This window comes from Syntrophorhabdales bacterium, from assembly GCA_035541455.1.
Classification (GTDB): domain Bacteria; phylum Desulfobacterota; class Syntrophorhabdia; order Syntrophorhabdales; family WCHB1-27; genus JADGQN01.
Genome location: DATKNH010000013.1, coordinates 32,194 through 51,845 on the forward strand (window position 1 = coordinate 32,194; position 19,652 = coordinate 51,845).

At 52.3% G+C, this 19,652-nt stretch carries 22 protein-coding genes; 6 read left to right on the plus strand and 16 right to left on the minus strand.

Annotation, left to right across the window (positions count from 1 at the left end; translation table 11 throughout):
• Positions 1–55: 55 nt before the first annotated feature.
• The 3 genes from VMT71_01265 to VMT71_01275 all read left to right on the plus strand — a co-directional run bounded on the left by VMT71_01265 (position 56) and on the right by VMT71_01275 (position 1,435).
• A complete protein-coding gene (locus tag VMT71_01265; protein ID HVN22570.1) occupies positions 56–226 on the plus strand; it encodes a DUF1328 domain-containing protein in 171 nt (56 codons plus the stop codon).
• 26 nt (positions 227–252) lie between these two features.
• Positions 253–519 (plus strand): hypothetical protein, encoded by a 267-nt coding sequence (locus VMT71_01270; GenBank protein HVN22571.1) that lies wholly within the window; start codon positions 253–255, stop codon positions 517–519.
• A gap of 307 nt (positions 520–826) precedes the next feature.
• Positions 827–1,435, plus strand: a complete 609-nt coding sequence (locus VMT71_01275; protein HVN22572.1) for a hypothetical protein — start codon at positions 827–829, stop codon at positions 1,433–1,435.
• Positions 1,436–1,496: 61 nt separating this feature from the next.
• Here the strand turns inward: VMT71_01275 and VMT71_01280 are convergent, their stop codons facing one another.
• From VMT71_01280 to VMT71_01295, 4 genes are all read right to left on the minus strand, one after another.
• Positions 1,497–1,949, minus strand: a complete 453-nt coding sequence (locus VMT71_01280; GenBank protein ID HVN22573.1) for a hypothetical protein — start codon at positions 1,947–1,949, stop codon at positions 1,497–1,499.
• Positions 1,950–2,145: 196 nt separating this feature from the next.
• On the minus strand, positions 2,146–2,457 hold the full coding sequence (locus VMT71_01285; protein HVN22574.1) for a YtxH domain-containing protein: 312 nt from the start codon (positions 2,455–2,457) through the stop codon (positions 2,146–2,148).
• A gap of 172 nt (positions 2,458–2,629) precedes the next feature.
• Complete coding sequence (locus VMT71_01290) at positions 2,630–3,199, minus strand: hypothetical protein (GenBank protein ID HVN22575.1); 570 nt, start codon at positions 3,197–3,199, stop codon at positions 2,630–2,632.
• A gap of 213 nt (positions 3,200–3,412) precedes the next feature.
• Entirely contained in the window at positions 3,413–4,168 is a 756-nt protein-coding gene (locus VMT71_01295; protein ID HVN22576.1) for an N-acetylmuramoyl-L-alanine amidase-like domain-containing protein, read from the minus strand.
• Between the two features lie 107 nt (positions 4,169–4,275).
• On the opposite strand from VMT71_01295, the gene VMT71_01300 reads away from it, so the two are divergent.
• The gene (locus tag VMT71_01300; GenBank protein HVN22577.1) at positions 4,276–5,154 is read left to right on the plus strand and encodes a hypothetical protein; all 879 of its coding nucleotides are present in this window, start codon (positions 4,276–4,278) and stop codon (positions 5,152–5,154) included.
• Positions 5,155–5,312: 158 nt separating this feature from the next.
• On the opposite strand, the gene VMT71_01305 is transcribed toward VMT71_01300, so the two are convergent.
• From VMT71_01305 to VMT71_01315, 3 genes are all read right to left on the minus strand, one after another.
• Positions 5,313–5,960, minus strand: a complete 648-nt coding sequence (locus tag VMT71_01305) for an HAD-IA family hydrolase (GenBank protein ID HVN22578.1) — start codon at positions 5,958–5,960, stop codon at positions 5,313–5,315.
• A 128-nt stretch (positions 5,961–6,088) separates the two neighbouring features.
• Positions 6,089–6,325 carry a hypothetical protein gene (locus VMT71_01310; protein HVN22579.1) on the minus strand — a complete coding sequence of 79 codons (237 nt, stop codon included), beginning with the start codon at positions 6,323–6,325 and terminating at the stop codon, positions 6,089–6,091.
• A 108-nt stretch (positions 6,326–6,433) separates the two neighbouring features.
• Positions 6,434–6,775 (minus strand): cupin domain-containing protein, encoded by a 342-nt coding sequence (locus VMT71_01315; GenBank protein ID HVN22580.1) that lies wholly within the window; start codon positions 6,773–6,775, stop codon positions 6,434–6,436.
• Between the two features lie 458 nt (positions 6,776–7,233).
• Here VMT71_01315 and VMT71_01320 point away from each other — a divergent pair, with 458 nt between their 5' ends.
• Together VMT71_01320 and VMT71_01325 are read left to right on the plus strand one after the other, a co-directional pair.
• Positions 7,234–8,145: an FAD-dependent oxidoreductase gene (locus tag VMT71_01320; GenBank protein HVN22581.1), complete on the plus strand. Its 912-nt coding sequence runs from the start codon at positions 7,234–7,236 to the stop codon at positions 8,143–8,145.
• A gap of 529 nt (positions 8,146–8,674) precedes the next feature.
• Positions 8,675–9,667, plus strand: a complete 993-nt coding sequence (locus VMT71_01325; GenBank protein HVN22582.1) for a tetratricopeptide repeat protein — start codon at positions 8,675–8,677, stop codon at positions 9,665–9,667.
• 117 nt (positions 9,668–9,784) lie between these two features.
• On the opposite strand, the gene VMT71_01330 is transcribed toward VMT71_01325, so the two are convergent.
• From VMT71_01330 to VMT71_01370, 9 genes are all read right to left on the minus strand, one after another.
• Positions 9,785–10,807 (minus strand): TRAP transporter substrate-binding protein, encoded by a 1,023-nt coding sequence (locus VMT71_01330; protein ID HVN22583.1) that lies wholly within the window; start codon positions 10,805–10,807, stop codon positions 9,785–9,787.
• A gap of 176 nt (positions 10,808–10,983) precedes the next feature.
• The gene (locus VMT71_01335) at positions 10,984–12,378 is read right to left on the minus strand and encodes a UbiD family decarboxylase (GenBank protein HVN22584.1); all 1,395 of its coding nucleotides are present in this window, start codon (positions 12,376–12,378) and stop codon (positions 10,984–10,986) included.
• Between the two features lie 41 nt (positions 12,379–12,419).
• The gene (locus tag VMT71_01340) at positions 12,420–13,397 is read right to left on the minus strand and encodes a TAXI family TRAP transporter solute-binding subunit (protein HVN22585.1); all 978 of its coding nucleotides are present in this window, start codon (positions 13,395–13,397) and stop codon (positions 12,420–12,422) included.
• Positions 13,398–13,491: 94 nt separating this feature from the next.
• Positions 13,492–14,787 (minus strand): nickel-dependent lactate racemase, encoded by a 1,296-nt coding sequence (gene larA / locus VMT71_01345; protein HVN22586.1) that lies wholly within the window; start codon positions 14,785–14,787, stop codon positions 13,492–13,494.
• Positions 14,788–14,790: 3 nt separating this feature from the next.
• On the minus strand, positions 14,791–15,795 hold the full coding sequence (gene dctP, locus VMT71_01350) for a TRAP transporter substrate-binding protein DctP (protein ID HVN22587.1): 1,005 nt from the start codon (positions 15,793–15,795) through the stop codon (positions 14,791–14,793).
• 80 nt (positions 15,796–15,875) lie between these two features.
• Positions 15,876–16,880, minus strand: coding sequence for a TRAP transporter substrate-binding protein DctP (gene dctP / locus VMT71_01355; GenBank protein ID HVN22588.1), 1,005 nt, complete (start codon positions 16,878–16,880; stop codon positions 15,876–15,878).
• A 70-nt stretch (positions 16,881–16,950) separates the two neighbouring features.
• Positions 16,951–18,273: a TRAP transporter large permease subunit gene (locus tag VMT71_01360; GenBank protein ID HVN22589.1), complete on the minus strand. Its 1,323-nt coding sequence runs from the start codon at positions 18,271–18,273 to the stop codon at positions 16,951–16,953.
• Between the two features lie 3 nt (positions 18,274–18,276).
• Positions 18,277–18,771, minus strand: coding sequence for a TRAP transporter small permease (locus VMT71_01365; GenBank protein HVN22590.1), 495 nt, complete (start codon positions 18,769–18,771; stop codon positions 18,277–18,279).
• 54 nt (positions 18,772–18,825) lie between these two features.
• Entirely contained in the window at positions 18,826–19,521 is a 696-nt protein-coding gene (locus tag VMT71_01370) for a GntR family transcriptional regulator (protein HVN22591.1), read from the minus strand.
• Positions 19,522–19,652: the final 131 nt, after the last annotated feature.

Below are 19,652 nucleotides of genomic sequence, written 5' to 3' on the forward strand. Positions count from 1 at the left end.
TTGGGCGAGTGCGTGACGGGTCATATCAAGAAATGCAAGATATAGGGAGGTTGTCATGCTGTACTGGGCTCTTGTTTTCTTTATTGTTGCGATCGTCGCGGCAGTCTTTGGTTTTACTGGCATTGCTTTGGCCGCAGCAGGAATTGCCAAAGTCTTTTTCGCTATCTTTCTTGTGCTCTTCCTCATCAGCTTGCTGACGCACCTATGGAAACGCCCCAGAGCTTAAGCTAGCTGGACGGAACGGAGAATCACGTGGCCATGAGGCCGCTCAGGTCGCACCTCTTCTATGTTCTGCCCGCTGTGGGCTTGGGCGCTCTGACCCTGCTGTTTCTGATTTTTGTTCTTCGGTATGTTGACCTGAAGCCGCGGGTGGATCAAAACTTTTTCTTTTCCAGCCATGATCCTCAACTTCAAGCTGACCGGCAGATTTCCAGGATCTTCATGCAGGAACCGCAGCTCATCCTGAGCGCGGGGGAGAGATTCATTCTCCACGTTATCTGGGCAAGGTCAGAGCGCTAACGAATGAACTCGGAACGTTCCCGGAGATAGACACGGTCGAGTCCTTGACGCAAGGTCCGCACGATGTCGAGGAGGCCCTGAGAAGCCCTTCGTGTGCCCATAGACATCATTTCGGCGCCGGGCGCCAACATTGCAATCGGCATTGGTGTGGACGCAACGATCCACGTGCTTATCTGGGTGCGGCGCCACCCATCCGGCACGCGCTAGCGGACGGCGCGGAAAACCTCAACTTGAGCACTGAAAGAATTTGAGCCTGGGACATTGACTGTCGCGCGGGAGACATTAAGATTATGATGTTGAGAATGCGATGAGCAGGCAGCAGAAGTTGCTATTGTTGAAGAAGTGCGCATTTTCGTTAATACTCCTCGCTTTGCTCATTGTAACACGCTGTGCTCCGGTGGAGAAACGCGTTGACCTCACCTATGGAAGCTCTGTCAAAGCCACGGGAGGCTCAGGCGAGGTACTCGTTGCGCAGCCGGTGATGAAGCAGAATCTGGCGGTACTTCCCTCGGGCAGGCAGATCATAGGAAAGTCAGGGGACATAGACATAGTCATAGGAGAGAATCCTGCCAACTGGCTTCTATCGGCCCTCAAGCTGGAGCTGTCTGCTGCTGGATACGACGTGAAGACTGTCCCGACGCTTCCAGCAGGCGTTTCAAAAGGAATAAACACGATTTTTCTGACCCTCTCCGCAAATCAGTCCTCCAAGGTGCTGACCATTGTTACAACCACTGACGTTAAACTGGAGGTACAACTCTGGACCCATGGGCAGCTCGCGAAGACGCTAACCGTGTCGGCCCAAGACTACGAAGAGGGGGCGGACCGTTCTTCAGAACCAATCCGGCTGGCCCTTGAAAAAACGCTGAATCGCGTCATGCAGGAGCTTCTTCCTGACATCATCAAAGGACTGCAGTAGTTCTTATCAGGTTACGAGAGGACCAGGACCGTAGACACCCTGATGCCGCTTCCGGTTCTGCTCACTTGAAGTACGACGCAGCCTTGTCGTACGCTTTGTGAAGATCATCCCGGGCAGTATCGGCCTCAGCCTTGGTCTTCTCCCACGCTTTTGATGAAAGAGCCTTCGCTTTGGCTTTTGCTGTCTTCTGCTTTGCTTTCAGGTCATTCCAGCTTTCCTTTGTTTCAGCCTCCAGCTTTGACCCTTGCTTCTTGACCTTCTTGCTGAGCGCCGCGATCTTCTTATCCATTGCCCGGAGGTCCTTTTCCAAATCCTTCTTGTAGGCTTCCATCGTTCCTTTCGACTCCTCAGCCCCCGCGGTGCTCCCCTTCATCCCGGGTTTGCCCTCTTGTCCTGTCGCCATGGACTTCTGGGCTGACTCCCCGCTTTGCTGCGAGTACGTTGGAAGCGCCCAGGCCGTCGCGAGCAGGCATACCGTCAACAAGAACAATCCAAAGACTTTGCAACGTTTCATTCACATACCTCCCCATCCGTATTTGCGACCCGCGTAATCAGCCAGTCAATGAGAGAGAATCTCCACTCGCGGATGGCTGGACTGGGCGTGCACTACGAGACGGTCGCATAGTGACAGGTTGTGTTCGGACCGGGACAAAGTCAATAGCAGCGGTGATCCATCTCTCCATCAAGCTGAGGCATGAAAATGCGTTGGATTACCCTTCCGCTGGTTCCTGTTTCTTTTTTTCGTATGCTTCTATACCGGCCTGGACTGCGCTGGTAATACGCCGTTTTTTGTCCTCAATGAGGCCTTTTCCGTTCTCCAGCGTGGAAATGACCGCATCTTTGATCTGCCCGTAGTAATCGTCGGCCTTCCTCCTCGCATCCCCCGCGAAGCCCCTGATCTGCTCGCGTGTTTCCTTGCCGGTCATCGGAGTAACCAGTAGCGCGACACCTGCGCCGATCAGTCCGCCCAGAAGGAACGAAGATACCACCGAACATACCCCGCTTGATCCTTCGTGTTCCATAGCAACCCTCCTTTTGTTCTGCTGTTGTGTCCTGGAAGCGTTATACAAACTACCTTTCTTTCATTGCGCCTTCACTGGAAGTAAAGGCAGGGAGTGCATCTTCCCGCTGCTAGCCTTCGGAGAACGCGCTGTCAGGGCGTTCTTGAAAGTGCCGGGTTTCGGCCGCACGGCGTCAGTGATGCCCTTGTCCTTCATGCTGGTGGTGTCCTCCTCCATGTTCTTCCCCGCCTCTTCCTTCACCACCCCCGTGCCTCTCTTCTCCGTGTCCCATGCCCCGCTCTTCGGGTTTTCCATGCCAGCCCTCTCGCCATTGCCTATCGCGGGCCCAGTATTGCTGGCGTTCCCATCCTGCCCAGTTTTTTTTCATCTGTCCGTACGGTATCCGGCGGTATCCCGGGGGCACTCTACGATAGTCCGGAGGAAGCCGCAGGAGCGGTGGGGGCACCCTTTCCGGTGGAAGATTGAGCCATGGGCCATTATAGGAGTGAGCCCTGAACCAGTGGCCTTCATATGGACGATACCAAAAACCCCCGTAAAAGAAAATCTCCGCGGTAATGTCAGGTATCATGTAAACGTAGGTTCCCGGTATGACCACGACCGGAGGGGACGCAGGTATGCTGTACGGGGGCGGAGGACCTATATGGATATCCACGCTGACCTGGGCATCACTTGCTGCAGGTATCCAGACGGCGAACAGAAGTAAAGCTCCGGTCAGAAAGACGCGCGACTCATTTCCTCTCATACGACGTCCTCTCCTTTTGCATGAATGTCGCATTCGTACATAGATTAATCACTCATCAGCCTCGCTGCAAGGCCAGCCGAAAGCATCAGAATATGTATCGACCAGCCGTTGAGCCTACTTGATGCCCCCAATGAACATACATGAAGAGGTCATTACATGGACGTCGAATTGCGAACGCGGCAAAATGAAAAGGTGGGAATGTGCGGCGTTGACCTAGTGCTCTCCTGCCTGCGGCCTCAGTACGATAATACCGGGTTTGCCCGTTATGTATGCTCTGAAATCCTGGTCGATCACCTTTCTCTGGGATGGCAAAGAGCAAGCGTGGCGGAAACAGACAGTCCTCCTTCTTTTGATCAGAATGCCCACGTGTGACACGTCGAGGCCTCGCGTCTTCGCATATATGCCAATGTAATCGCCTGTTCTTAAGCGGCGAATGATTTCGATATCAATTTCTTTGCGTGGAATGTATGCGATGTCGCGCTCCTCCGGGCTTATTCCGGGGAGAAAGTAGGTTCCATCCCCCCGATCATTGAGTCTCTTGCGAACGTGCCTGACATGTTGCCTGCCGATATCGGCGGTTACGTCACAGACCCGGGAGTTTCTCTGGGTCCAGTCAGTGAAAAAATGGTTCCTGGTCTCGTATCCAGCGTTGCCTCCACGGTATCTGATCACCCGCAGCCTCTGTTTGAAAGATTTGAAACTGTCAGACTGGCGCATGGCTTCGACGTAATCGAGGTACGTGAAGCAATCAACAGCCTCCAGGTTGACGGTAAAAACTTCTGGCGTGCTTACGCCACCCGTCAGAGTGGATTCCCTGTAGGGAATACCCAGGAACTGCGCAGAGAGAAACGCTACCCGTCTGCCTGCAGGTGAGATCTTTTCAGCAGCAGCAAGCATGTCATCAAGATCATGCCGGCTCCACTTGCCGAGCAAGACCCTTACCCTCTGCCTTTGCGCTTGTGTAGTCATGGTGGACCAGTCCGATAGTATACCACGCTGTGACCGCTTCCGACGGATTGACTATTCTGTTGCATAGATGGAGTGATTGTGAGAGAAATAAGAACAGCGCACCTGCCATGAAAGTCGTCGACGTTCACACCCACGGCATAGACGGATTCGACACGAGAAGCAGCACTGTTGATGGTATGTTACGAATAGCAGAAATCCACGGTGCAGCAGGTGTTTCGAAAATCGTGCTGTCAATCTACCCCGCACCGATACGGGAAATGCGGCGGCAGATAGAACTGGTGCGAGAGGCAATGGAAAGGCAGGTTCACGGGTCAGGAGTCGCTGTTCACGGAGGCGGAGCCCGTATTCTGGGTGTTCATCTCGAAGGGCCATTCTTGAACCCGACACGGTCTGGCGCGCTTAATCCCTCTTTCTTTATTGATCCGGAAGAGCGTGTATTTCGTGAACTCATAGAAGGGTTCGAAGATAGCATCGTAGTTATCACGGTCGCCCCGGAGCGAAAGGGGGCTGGTGCACTCATACGAAAAGTTTCCGACCTGGGTATCGTGGTCAGCATGGGTCACTCTGACGCTACGTACTCTGAAGCAGAGGCTGGTTTTAATGCAGGGGCTCGCGGGATCACGCATCTCTTTAACGGGATGAGAGGATTTCATCACAGGGAACCGGGGCTGGCAGGCTTTGGGCTATTGAACAGGCATATCTACGTGGAAGTCATAGCCGATCCTTTTCATCTGCATGACGCAACACTTAAACTGATCTTTGAAATGAAGGAGCCCAATAAAATAGTCCTGGTTTCCGATTCAGTGAAGGAGACGCGCACGGCTGGGGGATATGGAAGAATAGATGATCCTTCGGGCAGACTCCAGGGCGGCAGCATGACCATAACCGAGTCGGCTCGAAGACTTGTGGCGCTGGGTTTGCGCGAAAATACGGTCATGAATGCTGTTACGAATAACCCGAGGCAATACCTGATGCTCAAAGCCTAGTGCGAAACCCCAAATTCCAAGCGTGAAATTCCAAACAAATATGCGAATATCAAATGTCCCAAGACTTAAACGCCGTCTGAGAGAATTTTGAATATTAGGACTTGTTTAGAATTTCGATATTGCGATTTAAAATTTAACGTGGATGAATTTCATTCACGTTACCAGAGCGTGGTGACAATATCGATCAACTCAGGAAACGTGTCCAGGGTAAAATCTGCGCCGTCGGTGAAACCTGACGAACCGTACCCGTAGGTGACAGCCGCAGTCTTTACGCCCGCGCCGCGGCCGGCCTCAATATCATAAGAGGTATCGCCTACCATTAAGGTTTCTTCTGCCGGAACGCTGAATTTTGAAAGTACAGAGAGTATGGCCTGAGGACTCGGTTTCCGTTCAGGGCCTGAATCTCCTCCCACAACCAGATCGAAATATTGCAGAAGCCGGAGTTGTCTGAGTGTCTTCATGGTGAATACTTCCAGCTTGTTCGAGACAACAGCCTTCTTGAAATCCTTCAGTCGCTGGAGGGTATCCTCCACCCCCGGGTAGGGCGCGGAATAGACCGCTATGTGTTCCAGGTAATATTCTCTGAAATGCTTGCGGATAGTGGCGGGGTCAACCCCCAGGCTTTTCCACTCGTCAAATTTCTTCATAATGAGGGTCATGCCTTCACCCAGTATAGTTTCTATCTCGGTGCGCGAGATAGGCGGGATCCCGTGCAGACCTATCGAGTAGTTAAACGCGTTGGCGATATCGGTTGCCGAGTCCACGAGGGTACCGTCGAGGTCAAAGAGTATTAGCTGGAGGGCCACGCAATAATGTAATGGAATTGTTTCGAATGCGCAAGCAGGCAAGATGGTAAAGGGGGAAGAGCGGTCAGCCCGCCACAAATGCTTCCACTTTCTTTGTTTCTGCCATTTGCCTCACCGTATATGAATAGTTATTTCTTGCGTTCATCAGTCCTATCCTTAAGGTATTTCTTGTACTCCTTCAACAGGATATAGGCATACTCTCTACGGACGCGGCCTGAGGAAGGGATATAGTTCCTCATCGCTTCCAGCCTTGTGATGATCTCCTCTGCAGTGGCATCGTTGGCTTTGCGGTCCTCTGCGTGGAGTTCGGCCAGTATTTCGTCCAGGCCAAACACGCCGGCCTGCGTATCATCAGCAAATTTCAATATGCGCCAACTAACTGGTGGCGGGGTGTAGTCGTCCCCTCAGTCTGCTCAACCGGCATCAAAGTGTGCCACAGGTACCACCTCCTTCAGGGTTGCCCTTTTTGCTGCTCATCTCGGGTAAGCCGCAACGACAGCGATGAAGGCATTATCTTTGCCTGTATTGGTGAACGCATGGGGTACGCCTGCGGGGAGCCATATCGCATCCCACGTCTTCACCGCTCTTTCTTCGTCGCCCACTTTCATCGACCCTTCGCCTGAAAGCATGAAATAGACTTCCTCTACAGCATCCACATGCTCTTCGAGGGTATTGCCGGGTGGCACCACTGCCCACGCAAAAAATTCCATGGATTTCATAAAATGAGAAGTAAGCAGCATGCGGGCAATGCCTCCGCGATGAGCTACGTAAGTTGTTCTTTCGGCTTCCGGGCTTTCTACATTCACGACGATCATTTCTTGTGCTCCTTTGGATCGGGGTTGCTGAATTATAGCATCCGCTGAGACGGTGTCAAGCGTGCTGCGAGCCCTATGCAATCCATATTCAATCATTGACAACAGGGGCGGGAGGCGCAATACTAACATAGAAAAAATGAATCGACACGGACGCAGACAACAGAAGCAGACAACAGAATAGGAGGTGAAGTATGGAAAGCGACAAGAAGGTTCTGATCTACTCGACGCCGACCTGACCGCACTGCAAGAGGGCGAAAAAGTTCCTCGAGGAGAATGGTATCTCCTTTCAAGACGTGGATGTTGCAGCAGATAAAACAGCACGCGAAGAGATGTCCCGGAAAGCAGGACAGATGGTAGTACCTGTTTTCGATATCAACGGAACAATTGTGGTCGGATTTTCTGAGAGCAAATTGAAGGAAGCTCTCGGGCTCTAATCTCTCTTTTCTGTGGGGTCTTACATGTACGATGTGGCCATCGTCGGCGCCGGACCTGCGGGCCTGACAGCAGCAGTCTATAGCGCAAGGAAGAAGCTGAGCGTACTCTTGATCAGTAAGGATGTGGGCGGCCAGACACTCTGGACGAACGAGATAGAAAACTATATGGGTTATCAGTTTATAGAGGGAGCGGAGCTCATTGAGAAATTCGAGAGGCAGGTACGCCAGTTTCCCATAGATGTGAAAATAGAAGAAGAGGTTGTCGGTTTAGAAAGAGTGGAGGGCGGCTTCGGGTTACAAACGGCAGGAGCAGGAAGCTACCAGGCAAAGACAGTGATTATTGCCAGCGGTAAACGGCCTCGGTCGCTTGGCGTTCCAGGAGAAGAGCGCTTGCGGGGTCGGGGAGTCACCTACTGTTCCACGTGTGATGGCCCGCTGTTCGAGGGAATGAAAGTGGCTGTGATCGGCGGCGGCAACTCGGCCGTAGAAGCGGTCATCGATATGCTGAAGATTGCAGAACATGTGTATATGATTTCGCTTACGCCCCTGACGTGCGACCAGATCCTTCATGAACGGGTCAAAGAAGGCACGAATGTTACAGTCTTCACTGAACACGAAACCCAGGAGGTGCTGGGTGATTCTTCTGTGTCAGGCATCCGCATCAAGGATCTCAAAACGGGTGAGGAGCGGACACTGGAAGTACAAGGAGTCTTTGTTGAAATCGGATTAATTCCCAACTCTGATCTGGCGAGGGACCTGCTCGGGCTCAATAAGGTTCGTGAGATCGAGGTGAACTGTTCCGGAGAGACCGGGGTTCCGGGTTTGTTTGCAGCCGGAGACGTCACTGATGTTCCTGAAAAGCAGATTGTTGTTGCAGCAGGCGAGGGAGCCAAGGCTGCCCTGCAGGCCTACCGTTATCTTCAAAAGTTCGGATAGATTCACGCTTACTCTACCGGGCCTCTCAGGAAGTCACAAGAGGCCCTCCTTCCGCAAGGCCATTTTTCGCCCGAATGGGCGGGTCAAAACCGGGTATCGCCAAGTTGCCATAATCAAAGGTGATTTTTTCTGAGCATTTTCCTGGCAGGTAATCATATCAGAATATTCAGTTTACCGGATATTAGTTGAAACCATTGGGCTTTTGCGATTGCCACACCATGGGGCAAATTGAAAAAACGTTAGTAAAAATGGGCGCTTGCGCATCTATCTCGACAAATTTTTTACAAGTTTTCAACAGGATTTGTGGAAAACTTCTCTAACTCAGCGAGTTTTCAGATGTATCCCTTAGATCTGCCTGCGGGATATGGAGTACGTGTGAAAGGTCAAAGTTTGTGGTGTAGTGTGACCCGAACGACGCAGCACATTTGCTTAGCTAAAATATGCTGCTAGCCGATAATTCTTGTGAGATGGGCGAAGCGTTCGGACTGAACCGGTCAGCCAGCGCACTGTTTTGAAATAAGGATTGGTCATGGAGAAAATCTCCCTTGTCCGAAGGAGAAAACAGGCCGCGGAGCGGCCCGCGCCTGATCCTGTCGTTGAGAAAGAGGCCCAGAAAGAACCCACGCAGTCCAAGAAGACGGCACGGCAGTGGTTTGAGGAAGGTATGGCCTGCGATGGTGCCAGGGCAACATCGGACAAAGCGATTGAAGCCTACAAACAGAGTCTGCAACTGGACGAGAATCTAACCGATGCGCACGTTAACCTCGGGTTTGCATATCTTGAAAAAGAACTCTACGAAGAAGCCTTGAAATGTTTCACCAAGGTAGCCGAACTCGAAGGCGATAATCCCGAATCATACAACAACCTCGGCTACGTCTATGAGAAGATGGACCGGCTGGGTGCCGCAAAGCAGATGTACGAGAAAGCGCTGCAGGTGCGGCCTGATGATGTCGAAGCATTGATCAACCTCGCCCACATCGCGGACCTGCAGGGGGACTATCAAGGCTCCCTCGGCTACTATCAGATGGCAATCAAAGCCCGTCCTGATGCAGTGTCAGCGCATTTCTGTCTTGCCACATTGTACGATCGCCACGATATGTTCGATGAAGCCGTCGAAGAATATCAGAGGGTTGTCAAGTTGGATCCCGCACATGTAAAGGCTCTGCTCAACCTGGGAAGCCTGCTGACCAAACAGGGCCAGTACCGAAAAGCTATAGAGTGCCTCCAGCGCGTGCTGGGGGTATCAGGGGACAATGCGGACGCACACAATAACCTGGGTGCGATTTACGAAGAACTGGGAAGATACCATGATGCGGTGACAGCGTACGAAAAGTCTATCTCTATAGACTCTTTCCACGAAGATGCTCATTTTAACCTCGCCAGGCTCGAGTATTACCAGTATGCCGCAAACCCCGGGGCTTACAAGAAGGAACCGATCGCACGGCGACTCCAGTTCGTGCTTTCCATGAACCCGAAGAATGCGAAAGTGGAACAGCTCCTCCAGAAACTTCAGCAGACGTAATAGTGGACAGGAAATGAGGAATTGATAACGCGAAGAAGCGGACCGGTCTGTTAAGTGTTGTGCAGCCTATTGAACCCGCCCGCTTCTTCGGTTCTTCTCAGATGTTCGCGCTCACCGCTAGTGCGACTTTAGATACTCGAGGCAAAACTTAAGGACTTCATCGCCGGGAAGTCCTTTTGCCTTCATGTTATTCGCGTACTCATCCAGCAGGGGCCTTACCTGGGCAGCCCATCGCGCGTCTTCCTCTTTTGAGAGGGCTATGATTTTGCTACCCCGCGCCTGTACCAGATCCATGGCTTCTTTGTCTATCTCATCCCATGCCTTGCCCTCTTTCTCGATCCACTCCTCGTTGATCTTCTCGATTATTTTCTGATCCACAGGAGAGATGGAATTCCACTTCGCCTTGTTCATGACGACAAAATGTGCAGAGGTGTAAGCCGCCCCGTAATCCAGCGTATGGCTGCTGACGACTTCTGCCAGCTTCCATCCTTTCATCGCCTCAAAAGGACAAAGAATGGCATCTGCGACGCCTTTGGAGAGGGCGTCGTATGACTCACCCATTGGCATGCCGACAGGCGCGCCCCCAAGAGCCAGAGCAATGTTCGCTGCTACACCTTGAGATCTGATCTTGAGACCTTTGACATCTTCGAGCTTCATGACCGGTTTCTTGCTGTGAAGGAGACCCGGGCCGTGGCTGTAAAAATAGAGGACCTTCGTCTCATCCCATTCCTTAGGCTTAAACTTGTTGTAGAATGCATTGGTCATGTGCGTTGCCTGCGTGGCGCTCTTGTAACCGAGAGGGAGACCGACAACCTCGGTGAGCGGAAACTTTCCTCTGGTATAGGCCGCATCAGCGAGACCGATGTCGGCGATGCCCTTAACCAAGCTGTCGTATGTCTGCACGGCAGGCGTAAGCGTGTTGTTGGGGTACACCGTTACCTTCACCCGTCCATTGGTCCTCTTTTCAACCTCCTTACACCAGTCATTGACTACCTGACTCTGCCGGTGCGGAGCCGGAAACATGGTCGAATAGCGGAGCGTAATGGTTTTTTCTTCGGCTGCGCCTCCCTGACTAGGGATGAGGCAGATAAGAAAAGCCAGCATGATAAGACCGATGCCAACAACAGAAAACTTTTTCATAACAATTCCTCCTTCGTAGTGAATACAGGTTAAGGATAGAACAAGGTGAAGGCAGAAGCAGGCAGAGGAAAAAACGAAATAAAGGTTGAGACAAAGCGTACACCACTTTCGTTTTTATCTTAACCTTCGCTTCAGCCTTTACCTCAACCTGCTTTATCTTTTTCCTGTTTTCTGTCTTAGACCAGGTCCTCCGGATTTGGAATAAACTTCTTCAGATCTATCCGTTTCATTACATCCTCAGGTATAGCTGCCACAGGGGGCAGATCCTTGCGGAACGGCTTTGCGGTCGCGTCTATGCCCACTTTTGTCACGACAGCCTCTTGCGCTGACGACAGATCAAGGTCCGTACCGAGCACGCCCGGCAGGATCATTACGTCCCTGTCTGCCTGCACCCTTGTGGCGAGCGCCCAGGTCATTTGGGCACCATTGTCCAGGTCGATGTCGGTATCAACGCAGACAACGTACTTGAGGTACAGGTCATTGGCAAATGCCGCAAGGATAGCCTGTTTTGGCTGCCCCGCATGTTTCTTATCGATTTGAATAAACCCGTACCACCAACCTGCTGCCGCGATGAATTTGAATTTCTTTACGTCGGGTACGGCCTCTTTAATTTTGCGGTTCATAAAGGAATGTTGCGGGATACGGCCCATCAGCATACCCTTGCTCGGCCAGGCTCCCATGTCGTGCACGATCGGGTTCTTCCTATGGGTTATCGCTGTGATCTTTACAGGGTGGCGCATGGCCACCTGGTGGTACTTGGTGAAATCACCCCACGGGCCTTCCTGCTCCCGGACACCCGGGGGGATGACGCCTTCTATGATGATCTCGGCACGTGCGGGCACAAGTACGTCGCTTGTCTCGCATCTCACCACCTCAAGGGGCTCTCCCATCAGGCTTCCCGCAATGTCAAATTCTGAAGGTGGATGGCTCACACGGCTCTGAAAAGCGGTAGCCCACGCAGGATGAAGCCCTATGGCAAATGCGATAGGCATCGGCTCGTTGCGTTCCATGTAATCATTATAGATGTGCCAGAAATGACGACCGGGCGTGATGTGAGTTACACCGAGGTGCGGCTTTTTTACCATGAAGCGGTAGTGAGAGCAATGGGGAGCATTTATCTTTCTATCCATCACTATGCCCACCGCCCTTGTGAGATAAGGCGCTTCGCCCTTGTGATGAGTGATAAAAGGGAAACGCGTCATATCCGCCTTTTTGCCCGTGAGTACAACATCCCTGCAAGGAGCATCTTCTTTCTTGATCTCCTTTGCGGGATACTTATTCAGCCGGATTGCCTCCTCTTCCTTCTCGCCGTAAAAGTCTTCAACTCTTTGCGGAGGGATACCAAGGGCGAGGCTGTACTTGGTGGCGCTGGTCTCGGTATTACATACGACAGGCGTGCTGTACCCTTTCACCTTCTCGAAGAGAACCATGGGGTATTTGCCCATAAGGTCCAGTTTCTTTACTATTGCGGTGATCTCATACTTGGGATCAACCTCCCGCGTGACCCTCACGAACTCCTGCGGCAGCTCTCTTTCGCAATCCGCCATGAACGTCCTTAAATCTCTCGCCATTAATAAGCCCTCCTTAAGGAACACATTTCACGCTAGAGTAACTACTTCTTCCAAGCGCCGATTTCTTTCAGATATTTTTCCGCTCCCGGGTGAAAAGGAACAGGTGTGGCCTTCGTCATATTCTCAATTGTAAAATCACCTGTTGTCGAAGCGTGGATCGCATAGTAGTCCTGCCGGTGTTCCCAGAGATTTTTCAGGAATCGATATACAAGATCTTCACTCACGTCAGCATGCGTGAAGATGCTGGTGGCAAATCCGTAGACCGGCGTATCCTGGTCCATTCCTTTGTATGATTTTGCTTTGATGATCCTCTTGTAATAGTAAGGGTGTTCCGGAAGTATCTTGTTAAATGCCTGTTCATCCACCGGTACCACGCGTGCGGGCGTAAGCTGTGAAAGCTCCATGTAGGAGGGCATCGGATAAGCTCCTCCAAGAAAGCCACCGTCCAGGCTCCCGTTCTGTATGCCCTCGACTACTTCTTTGAAGACATAGTAGTACGGTTTGAAATCGTTTTTTGTCACACCATGCGCTTCAAAAAAAAGAAGAGCGCTTGTGGAGACAGTGCTGCCCGGCCCTCCGATGCCTATGCGCTTGCCTTTGGCATCTGCAAAGGATTTGATGGGGCCCCTGGCAGGTACAGCAAAGTACTGGTCCGATCCGTTGATAAAACATATCGCCCGCAATGTTGAGAAGGGCTTACCCGCGTATTCGCCAAGCCCCTTATACGCACGATAGCCGTCAGGCGTGCCGAAAAGAGCGAATGCCGGTTTTTTGCCTGCCTCCCTCTGCATCATGCGGCGGACCATCTCCATGGTTCCTGTGGCTGCCTCATGAACGAAGTTGACATCGGTCATGTATTTATTGGTAACTGCCGCCACCCCGGCGCCGAGCACGTAGACTGTTCCCCCTGAGGGCGGCGTATATAAAGGAGCAAGTTCCGCAGCTCGGGATGTGCTCGTTGCCAGTACCGTGACTGCGAATATTAAGCTCACTAAGGTGATCAGGATGATATCTTTCATTTTGATCCTCCCACGCTCTTGCTGGTCGCTTGTCTCCTGCAAGATGCTCAAGGCTGTTCACCGCTTACCCCTGACTGCTCACTTGCTGCTGCTCTTAGGCCACTCCCGGTATGATATTGCCCCCTGAGGGGAAGATCGCAACATCAGCCTGCGGCATCTTGTTCGCAGCCATATCCACTGCCTCGGGGAGCGTGCGAGCGTGAGTGAACTTCATCATCCGTACGGTCTCTGTCGGCAGCCCTTCGGTGACGTGTATCACGTCAAACTTCTCTGCGAGTTCCTTGAAGAAGACCACCTGCATAATATACGAGATGCCAAACGAGGTTAGCTGGTCGGGAATCTTCCCGGCGATCAACCTGCGGTGAAAATCAGTGGCGGTTTCAGAACTCGCCATCTCCTGGACGAGAGGCAGTATCGGACCGGCCTCCTTTTGAGGGGCGACCCAGATGATGATGCCTCCCGAACGGGTGCAGTAGCCGGCCATGGTCAGGGCCTTGGTAGCCTGCACGGCGATTTCCAGGGGATACGCCGACGTGATCGTCACATCAGCGACCTTGGCAAGAGGAACGAAGTAAAGGGACGCCGCGAACTTGGCAGCCTCTCTGTGCTCAGCCACCGTTTCTCCTGCGAACGCGCGAATGATTTCTTTCCTGTCGTTGATGACGAGATCGAGCTTGAACGCGAGCCGTGCCAGTCGTCCTGCGTCGGTGATCTCTTCGTAAAAAGGATTGCCGTCCATCACGTTTACTTTGGCATATCGATGACGAATCCAGGCGAAATGATGATCTGCTACTGCCCGATAGGAACAGACGCCGGGCATTATAATCTTGTTTCCGCCACCGAAGCCTGCAGTGGGATGCGGCATACACTCACCAACGCCCACGATCAGGTCAGCAAAGGCCACGTGAGGGTTGATCTCGATCAGAGCGCCCCTGTGGGTTCGACCGATGACAACGTTTTGTGTGGAGTAGGGATCGTGGGAGACGAGCCGTTCACCCAACCGTTTTGCGACTTCCTCGCCCGCCTTTTTCTTCAGCTGTTCATATGATAGGACCGGGTGTGTTCCCAGGGCACATACCGCAGTCATGCGCGAATCAGGAATCCCCGCGCGGTTAAGGCGGTTCATCAATTCAGGCAGCGCCAGGTGTGCGGGTGTCGGCCGCTGAAGATCGTCGAACAGCAGCACGACATCCATCCCGGGCTTAGCAAGCTCCTCCAGCCTTGGCCCTCCTACGGGATTGTCGAGCGCCCTCTTGATTTCGGCTACAGGATCGGCTACGCCTGGAACTGTCGGCTTGTCCTGATCAGAGAGTACTTTCCACCCCGGGGGTAAAGAGAAGCACATCTGCTTTCCCTCGCAGATGACGTAACGTTCACGTGCCTCGGCCATCTATCACCTCGTCTTGGTAAGTAATTTCTTCAACTCGGGAGTTGTCTTGGGAGCTTTTTCCATCAACTCTGCCCATCCCGCATCATACGCTGTTTTCAGGAATTTTTCGCTTTCAGCAGGGGAGAGTTGGATGACCTCGATGCCTTCCTTCTGCAGTATAGGGCGTTCCTTCTTCTTCAGATCGTCGAAGAGTGCGACTGCTTTTTTCTCGCCTTCCACTGCAGCCTCATTCAGGATATCCTGAAGCTTCTTCGGCAAACCATTGAATGTCTTCTGGTTGATGAGGACGGGATTGGGCACGTTGTAGAACCCCGGCTCGACGACGTATTTCGTTACCTTGTCCCAGCCCCAGTCGCGGATCCCGACAGAGGGCCAGCAATAACCGTCCACAACATGGCGTTCCAGTGCCGCGTATACTTCTGTCGGTGGTATCACCACCGGGTTCCCGCCCAGGGTCTTTATTGCCTGCAGCTGGTTTGCAGATACCCTGATGTTCAACCCTTTTAAATCGGCGCTCTTGATCGGCTTAACCAGATAAAGGTGAAATTTGAGATCGAGTCCGAGCCTCGCCTGGTAACGAAGCCCTAGCCTCTGTTCATGGAGCGTGTTAAAGTACGCCCAGGCTCCGCTCGCCCTTTCCTCCATGGGTGTCATCGTGGAAAGCTTCATTGCATCCGCTTCGGGGAGCACCGAGAGATAGTAGGCGTTTGTAGTGAAGACCATATCCACCATGCCGCGCTGCGCAGCTGCCACCTGCTCGTTTGTCTTCACAGCTTCCGGGCCGCCGATGTACTGAATTTTCAACTCACCCGGCGCCTTCTTCGCTACAAGCTGTTCGACCAGGTCGGTGAAAATGAAGAAAGCCTGGTTATCTGTGGCTGTTTTTGGCCAGGCGGTCACTGCCTTGAGGGTGACAGATTCAGCAGCCCGAGCAACAGGGGTGTGGACGGTAAATACAGAAGCCATGAAAATAACTGTGCAGAAAAGAATGAATGATCCCTTTTTCATCGGTGGCCTCCCTTCAAGTTTCTGTGCAGCCCGTATTTGTCTGAGCCGGACCGCCTTTACTCTACCGTGATATACCTGACTTACTTTCCGGTCTTCTTTGTCAGTAACTTTTGCAGTTCAGGGCCTGTTTTCGGGTTGTTCTTTATCACGTCTTTCCAGCCCTCGTCGTAGGCTATTTTGAGGAATTTCTCCTTCTCGGCCGGAGGAAGCTCGATCACCTGGATACCGGCCTTTTTCAGAAGAGGGATCTCTTTCTTGCCTTCCTCCTCATAATAGGCGACAGTCTTTCTTTCCGACTCCATGGCGGCCTCTGTGAGCACATCCTTGAATTTCTTAGGCAGCGCATTCCATGCTTTCAGATTCATGATGAGAGGATGCGGTCCTGAATAAAATCCCGTATCGACGATGTACTTGGTCTGCTTCTCCCATCCCCACTCCCGGATCGTCACGAGGACAAAGCAATATCCATCTACCACTTTGCGCTCGAGCGCCTGGTACACGTCGCTCGGTGGAATGACCACTGGATTACCGCCAAGGCCCTTGATGACCTGAAGATACATGGGAGAGACTCGAATGTTGAACCCTTTAAGGTCGGCCGTCTTTATCGGTCGTGTCAGGTAAAGGTAAAACGGCGCATCTATACCGAGTCTACCCAGAAGGTAAAGGCCTTTCTTTTCGTGCAAGTCATTGAAGTACGCCCAGGCTCCGTTTGCCCTCTCCTCCCATGGTTTGAAGTCCGAGAGCTTCATAGCATCGACCTCGGGAACTTCAGAGACATAGTACGCGTTGGTCGTATGGACGATATCAACCATGCCGGTCTGAGCAGCGTGCGCCTGGTCCTGGATCTTGACCGCTTCGGGACCACCGACGAGGTTCAGTTTCAGCTCGCCGGGATATTTCTTCGCCACCTGTTGCTCGACGCTGTCCATGAAATAAAAAAGTGATTTGTTGTCGGTGGTGTTTTTTGGCCAGGCAGTGACGACCTTCAGCGTGATTGTCTGTGCGTTGGCGATACCGTGTATCGTACAAGCAAAAAAGAATAAGGCAACGACTGCAGCAAAAAGAAAGCCTGCTTTCTGCTTCATAATTCCTCCTCATTTATTGTTTTCTGCCTCACTAGACCCGTGTCCCTTGACCCCTGATCCTATTTTTCAGTTACTTCACCATACCCATAAGTGCCGGAACCACAGTTGCTATTGATGGTACGGCGAGCACGATCCCAATGCAGAGCAAATCTATTATGACGTAAGGGGTTACCGCCCTCCATATATCTCCCATCGTTACGTCGGGAGGCGCCACGCCTTTCATCACGAAGAGCGTAACACCAAAGGGTGGGGTAATCAAGCCTGTCTCAAGGGCGATCAGCATCATCACGCCGAACCAAACCGTGTTGAACCCGAGCGCAGTGACCACGGGCATGTAGATAGGAATGGTGATCATCATGATCGCCACCGTTTCCATGAAACAGCCCATGATGAGCACGACCACGAGCATACCGACGAGTATTATCAACGGGTGAATGCTGAGGCCGGTGATATAGCCGGTCATACCGGCAGCGGCACCGGTGAAGGCCAGTATCTCGCCATACGTGCTCGACACGATGATGATCATGAATATCATGGACGTCACTTTCACCGTGCCCATGACCGACTTCTTCATTATGTCCCACGTGAGGCGTCTGTAACATATGGCAAGGATGAAGGAGCCCAATGTTCCTGTTGCCGCAGCTTCGGTCGGCGTTGCCACACCTAGGAAGATAAGGCCTATGACCATGAAGATGATGAAGCCAAGAGGCAGCAGATAGACGAAAGTGACCCGTATTTTTTCCTTCAACGGCACGTGTGCGACTTCATACATAGGCGCTTCATTGGGGAAGAGATGGCACCATCCCAGGACATATACAAAATAGAGGGATGACATGATAATGCCCGGCAATATGCCGGCGATCAGGAGCTGCCCCACATCGATATTCGCGAGGCTCGCAAGCACCACCGTGAGGGCGTTAGGAGGGATAAGGGCGTCTACCGTTCCAACTCCCATGAGTGGGCCGAGGCTCATGTTCTTGCTGTACCCCCTTTTCAGCATATCGGGAAGCAGGATTGTACCGAGGAGTGCGCATGTGGCAATCGTGGAACCGGAGAGTGCTCCTATGATCACTCCCATGATGACTGCAAGGATCGAGAGCCTGCCTTTGAGCTTGCCGAGCCATTTGTCAAGGACATTGACTGCATCGAGTCCCATGCCCGAGTGAAAGATAAGCTCTCCCATGAGAATGAAGAAGGGCACGGGGAGCAGGGTAAATGTGGTGATGGAGGTGAAAACACCCGTGACCACGCCTATCAGGCCCGGTATCCCGCCGAGGAAGAAGTAGGCGGCCACCATGTTGACAATGAGAAAGGCAAAGGCTATGGGCACGCCTGTGAGGAGCAGGAATACCATGCCTCCGAAGAGTATACATATGGTCGTATACCATTCCATGGGCTACCTCCCCGCCTTGATTTCGGCAACCCTGCTCCAGGCCATTCGGAAGAACTGGATGGTAAGGAGGATGCTCCCCACAGGGATAATGACAAAGACGGTCCATTTCGGGATGGTAACGGCGCGTACGTCAGTGATGCCGCGCTGGATGCACTCTATCATGTAGGTGATGCTGAAATAGACCATGACGATACAGGCAACTCCGGAGATTATGAACATGGTGCAGTCAAGGTAACCTCTTGTCTTGTCATTGAGGTGGCTGTATATGATGTCCGTGGTGATGTGACCGCCCTCTCTGAGAAGCCACGTGGTTCCGAGGAAGACGATCCATAGTAATGCATATTCGGTCGTCTGCATGATCCATATTGTCGTGCGCGTGAATAAGAACCGCATGCCTATCGTGTAGCAGACGGCAGCACAAATGAAGACCAGTATCACACCCGCAAGCGCAGCCATTATATCCAGCAATCTGTCGAACCCTTTCCAGAAACCCGCCATAGTCAGTTCCCCCTGCGTCGTCTTAAAATAACCGGACCTTCATCCGGTGCCTCATCACGTCTGTCTTCGTTTGATCTTTTCCTCCCCATGCTCGCGGAACGCGTAAAACAGTATGTCTTTCTTTGATTGCTCGAGGTGATTCCTGATGGCCTTTGCAGCTGTCTCCACATCGCCTGTCACGATCGCTGCCAGTATCTCCTTGTGGCCGTTTATTCCCCGGATAACATTGTCCGGCGCATAGATGCTCTGGATCCTGTAACGCACCATGTGGCGCCTCAGGGTCTGTGCCAGTTCCAGGAGTCTCCTGCTTCCGCTCAGTCCAGCGATAATTTCATGGAACTGGGCATCGAGGTCCACGTATGCTTTCACCTCGCCCTGCATCACCCGCTGCTCGGCTGTCGCAATGTTTTTCTTGAGCTCCTTGACTAATCTCGCGTGGGCCTTTTCCATAGCCCATCGAACAGCCAGGGTTTCGATGACTGTTCTGATCTCGCATATTTCCTCGACTTCCTGGTCGCTCACCGTATTTACTTTATAGCCGACACGGGGTATCGATTCCAGAAGGCCTTCCATTTCGAGGGTGTGAAGAGCCTCTCTGACGGGTGTCCTCGATGTGCCTATATCTTTTGCGATCTTCGCTTCAATGAGGCGCTCTTGCGGACCTATCTCACCGCTGAGGATCTGCTCCCTCAAATACGCATGGACCTTCTTGCGGATGGTGGTGCTATCGGTGATGATGAGTTTTTTCATAAGAACCAAGCTTGAAGCTTACGGCTCGAGGCAAAAGGTTAAGGGCCAAAGGTGAAGGCCAAAGGCCAAAAGTTAAACGCTAACAGTTACAAGTTCTGTATGTTTCTCCCGTTAGCCGTGGGCCGTCAGCC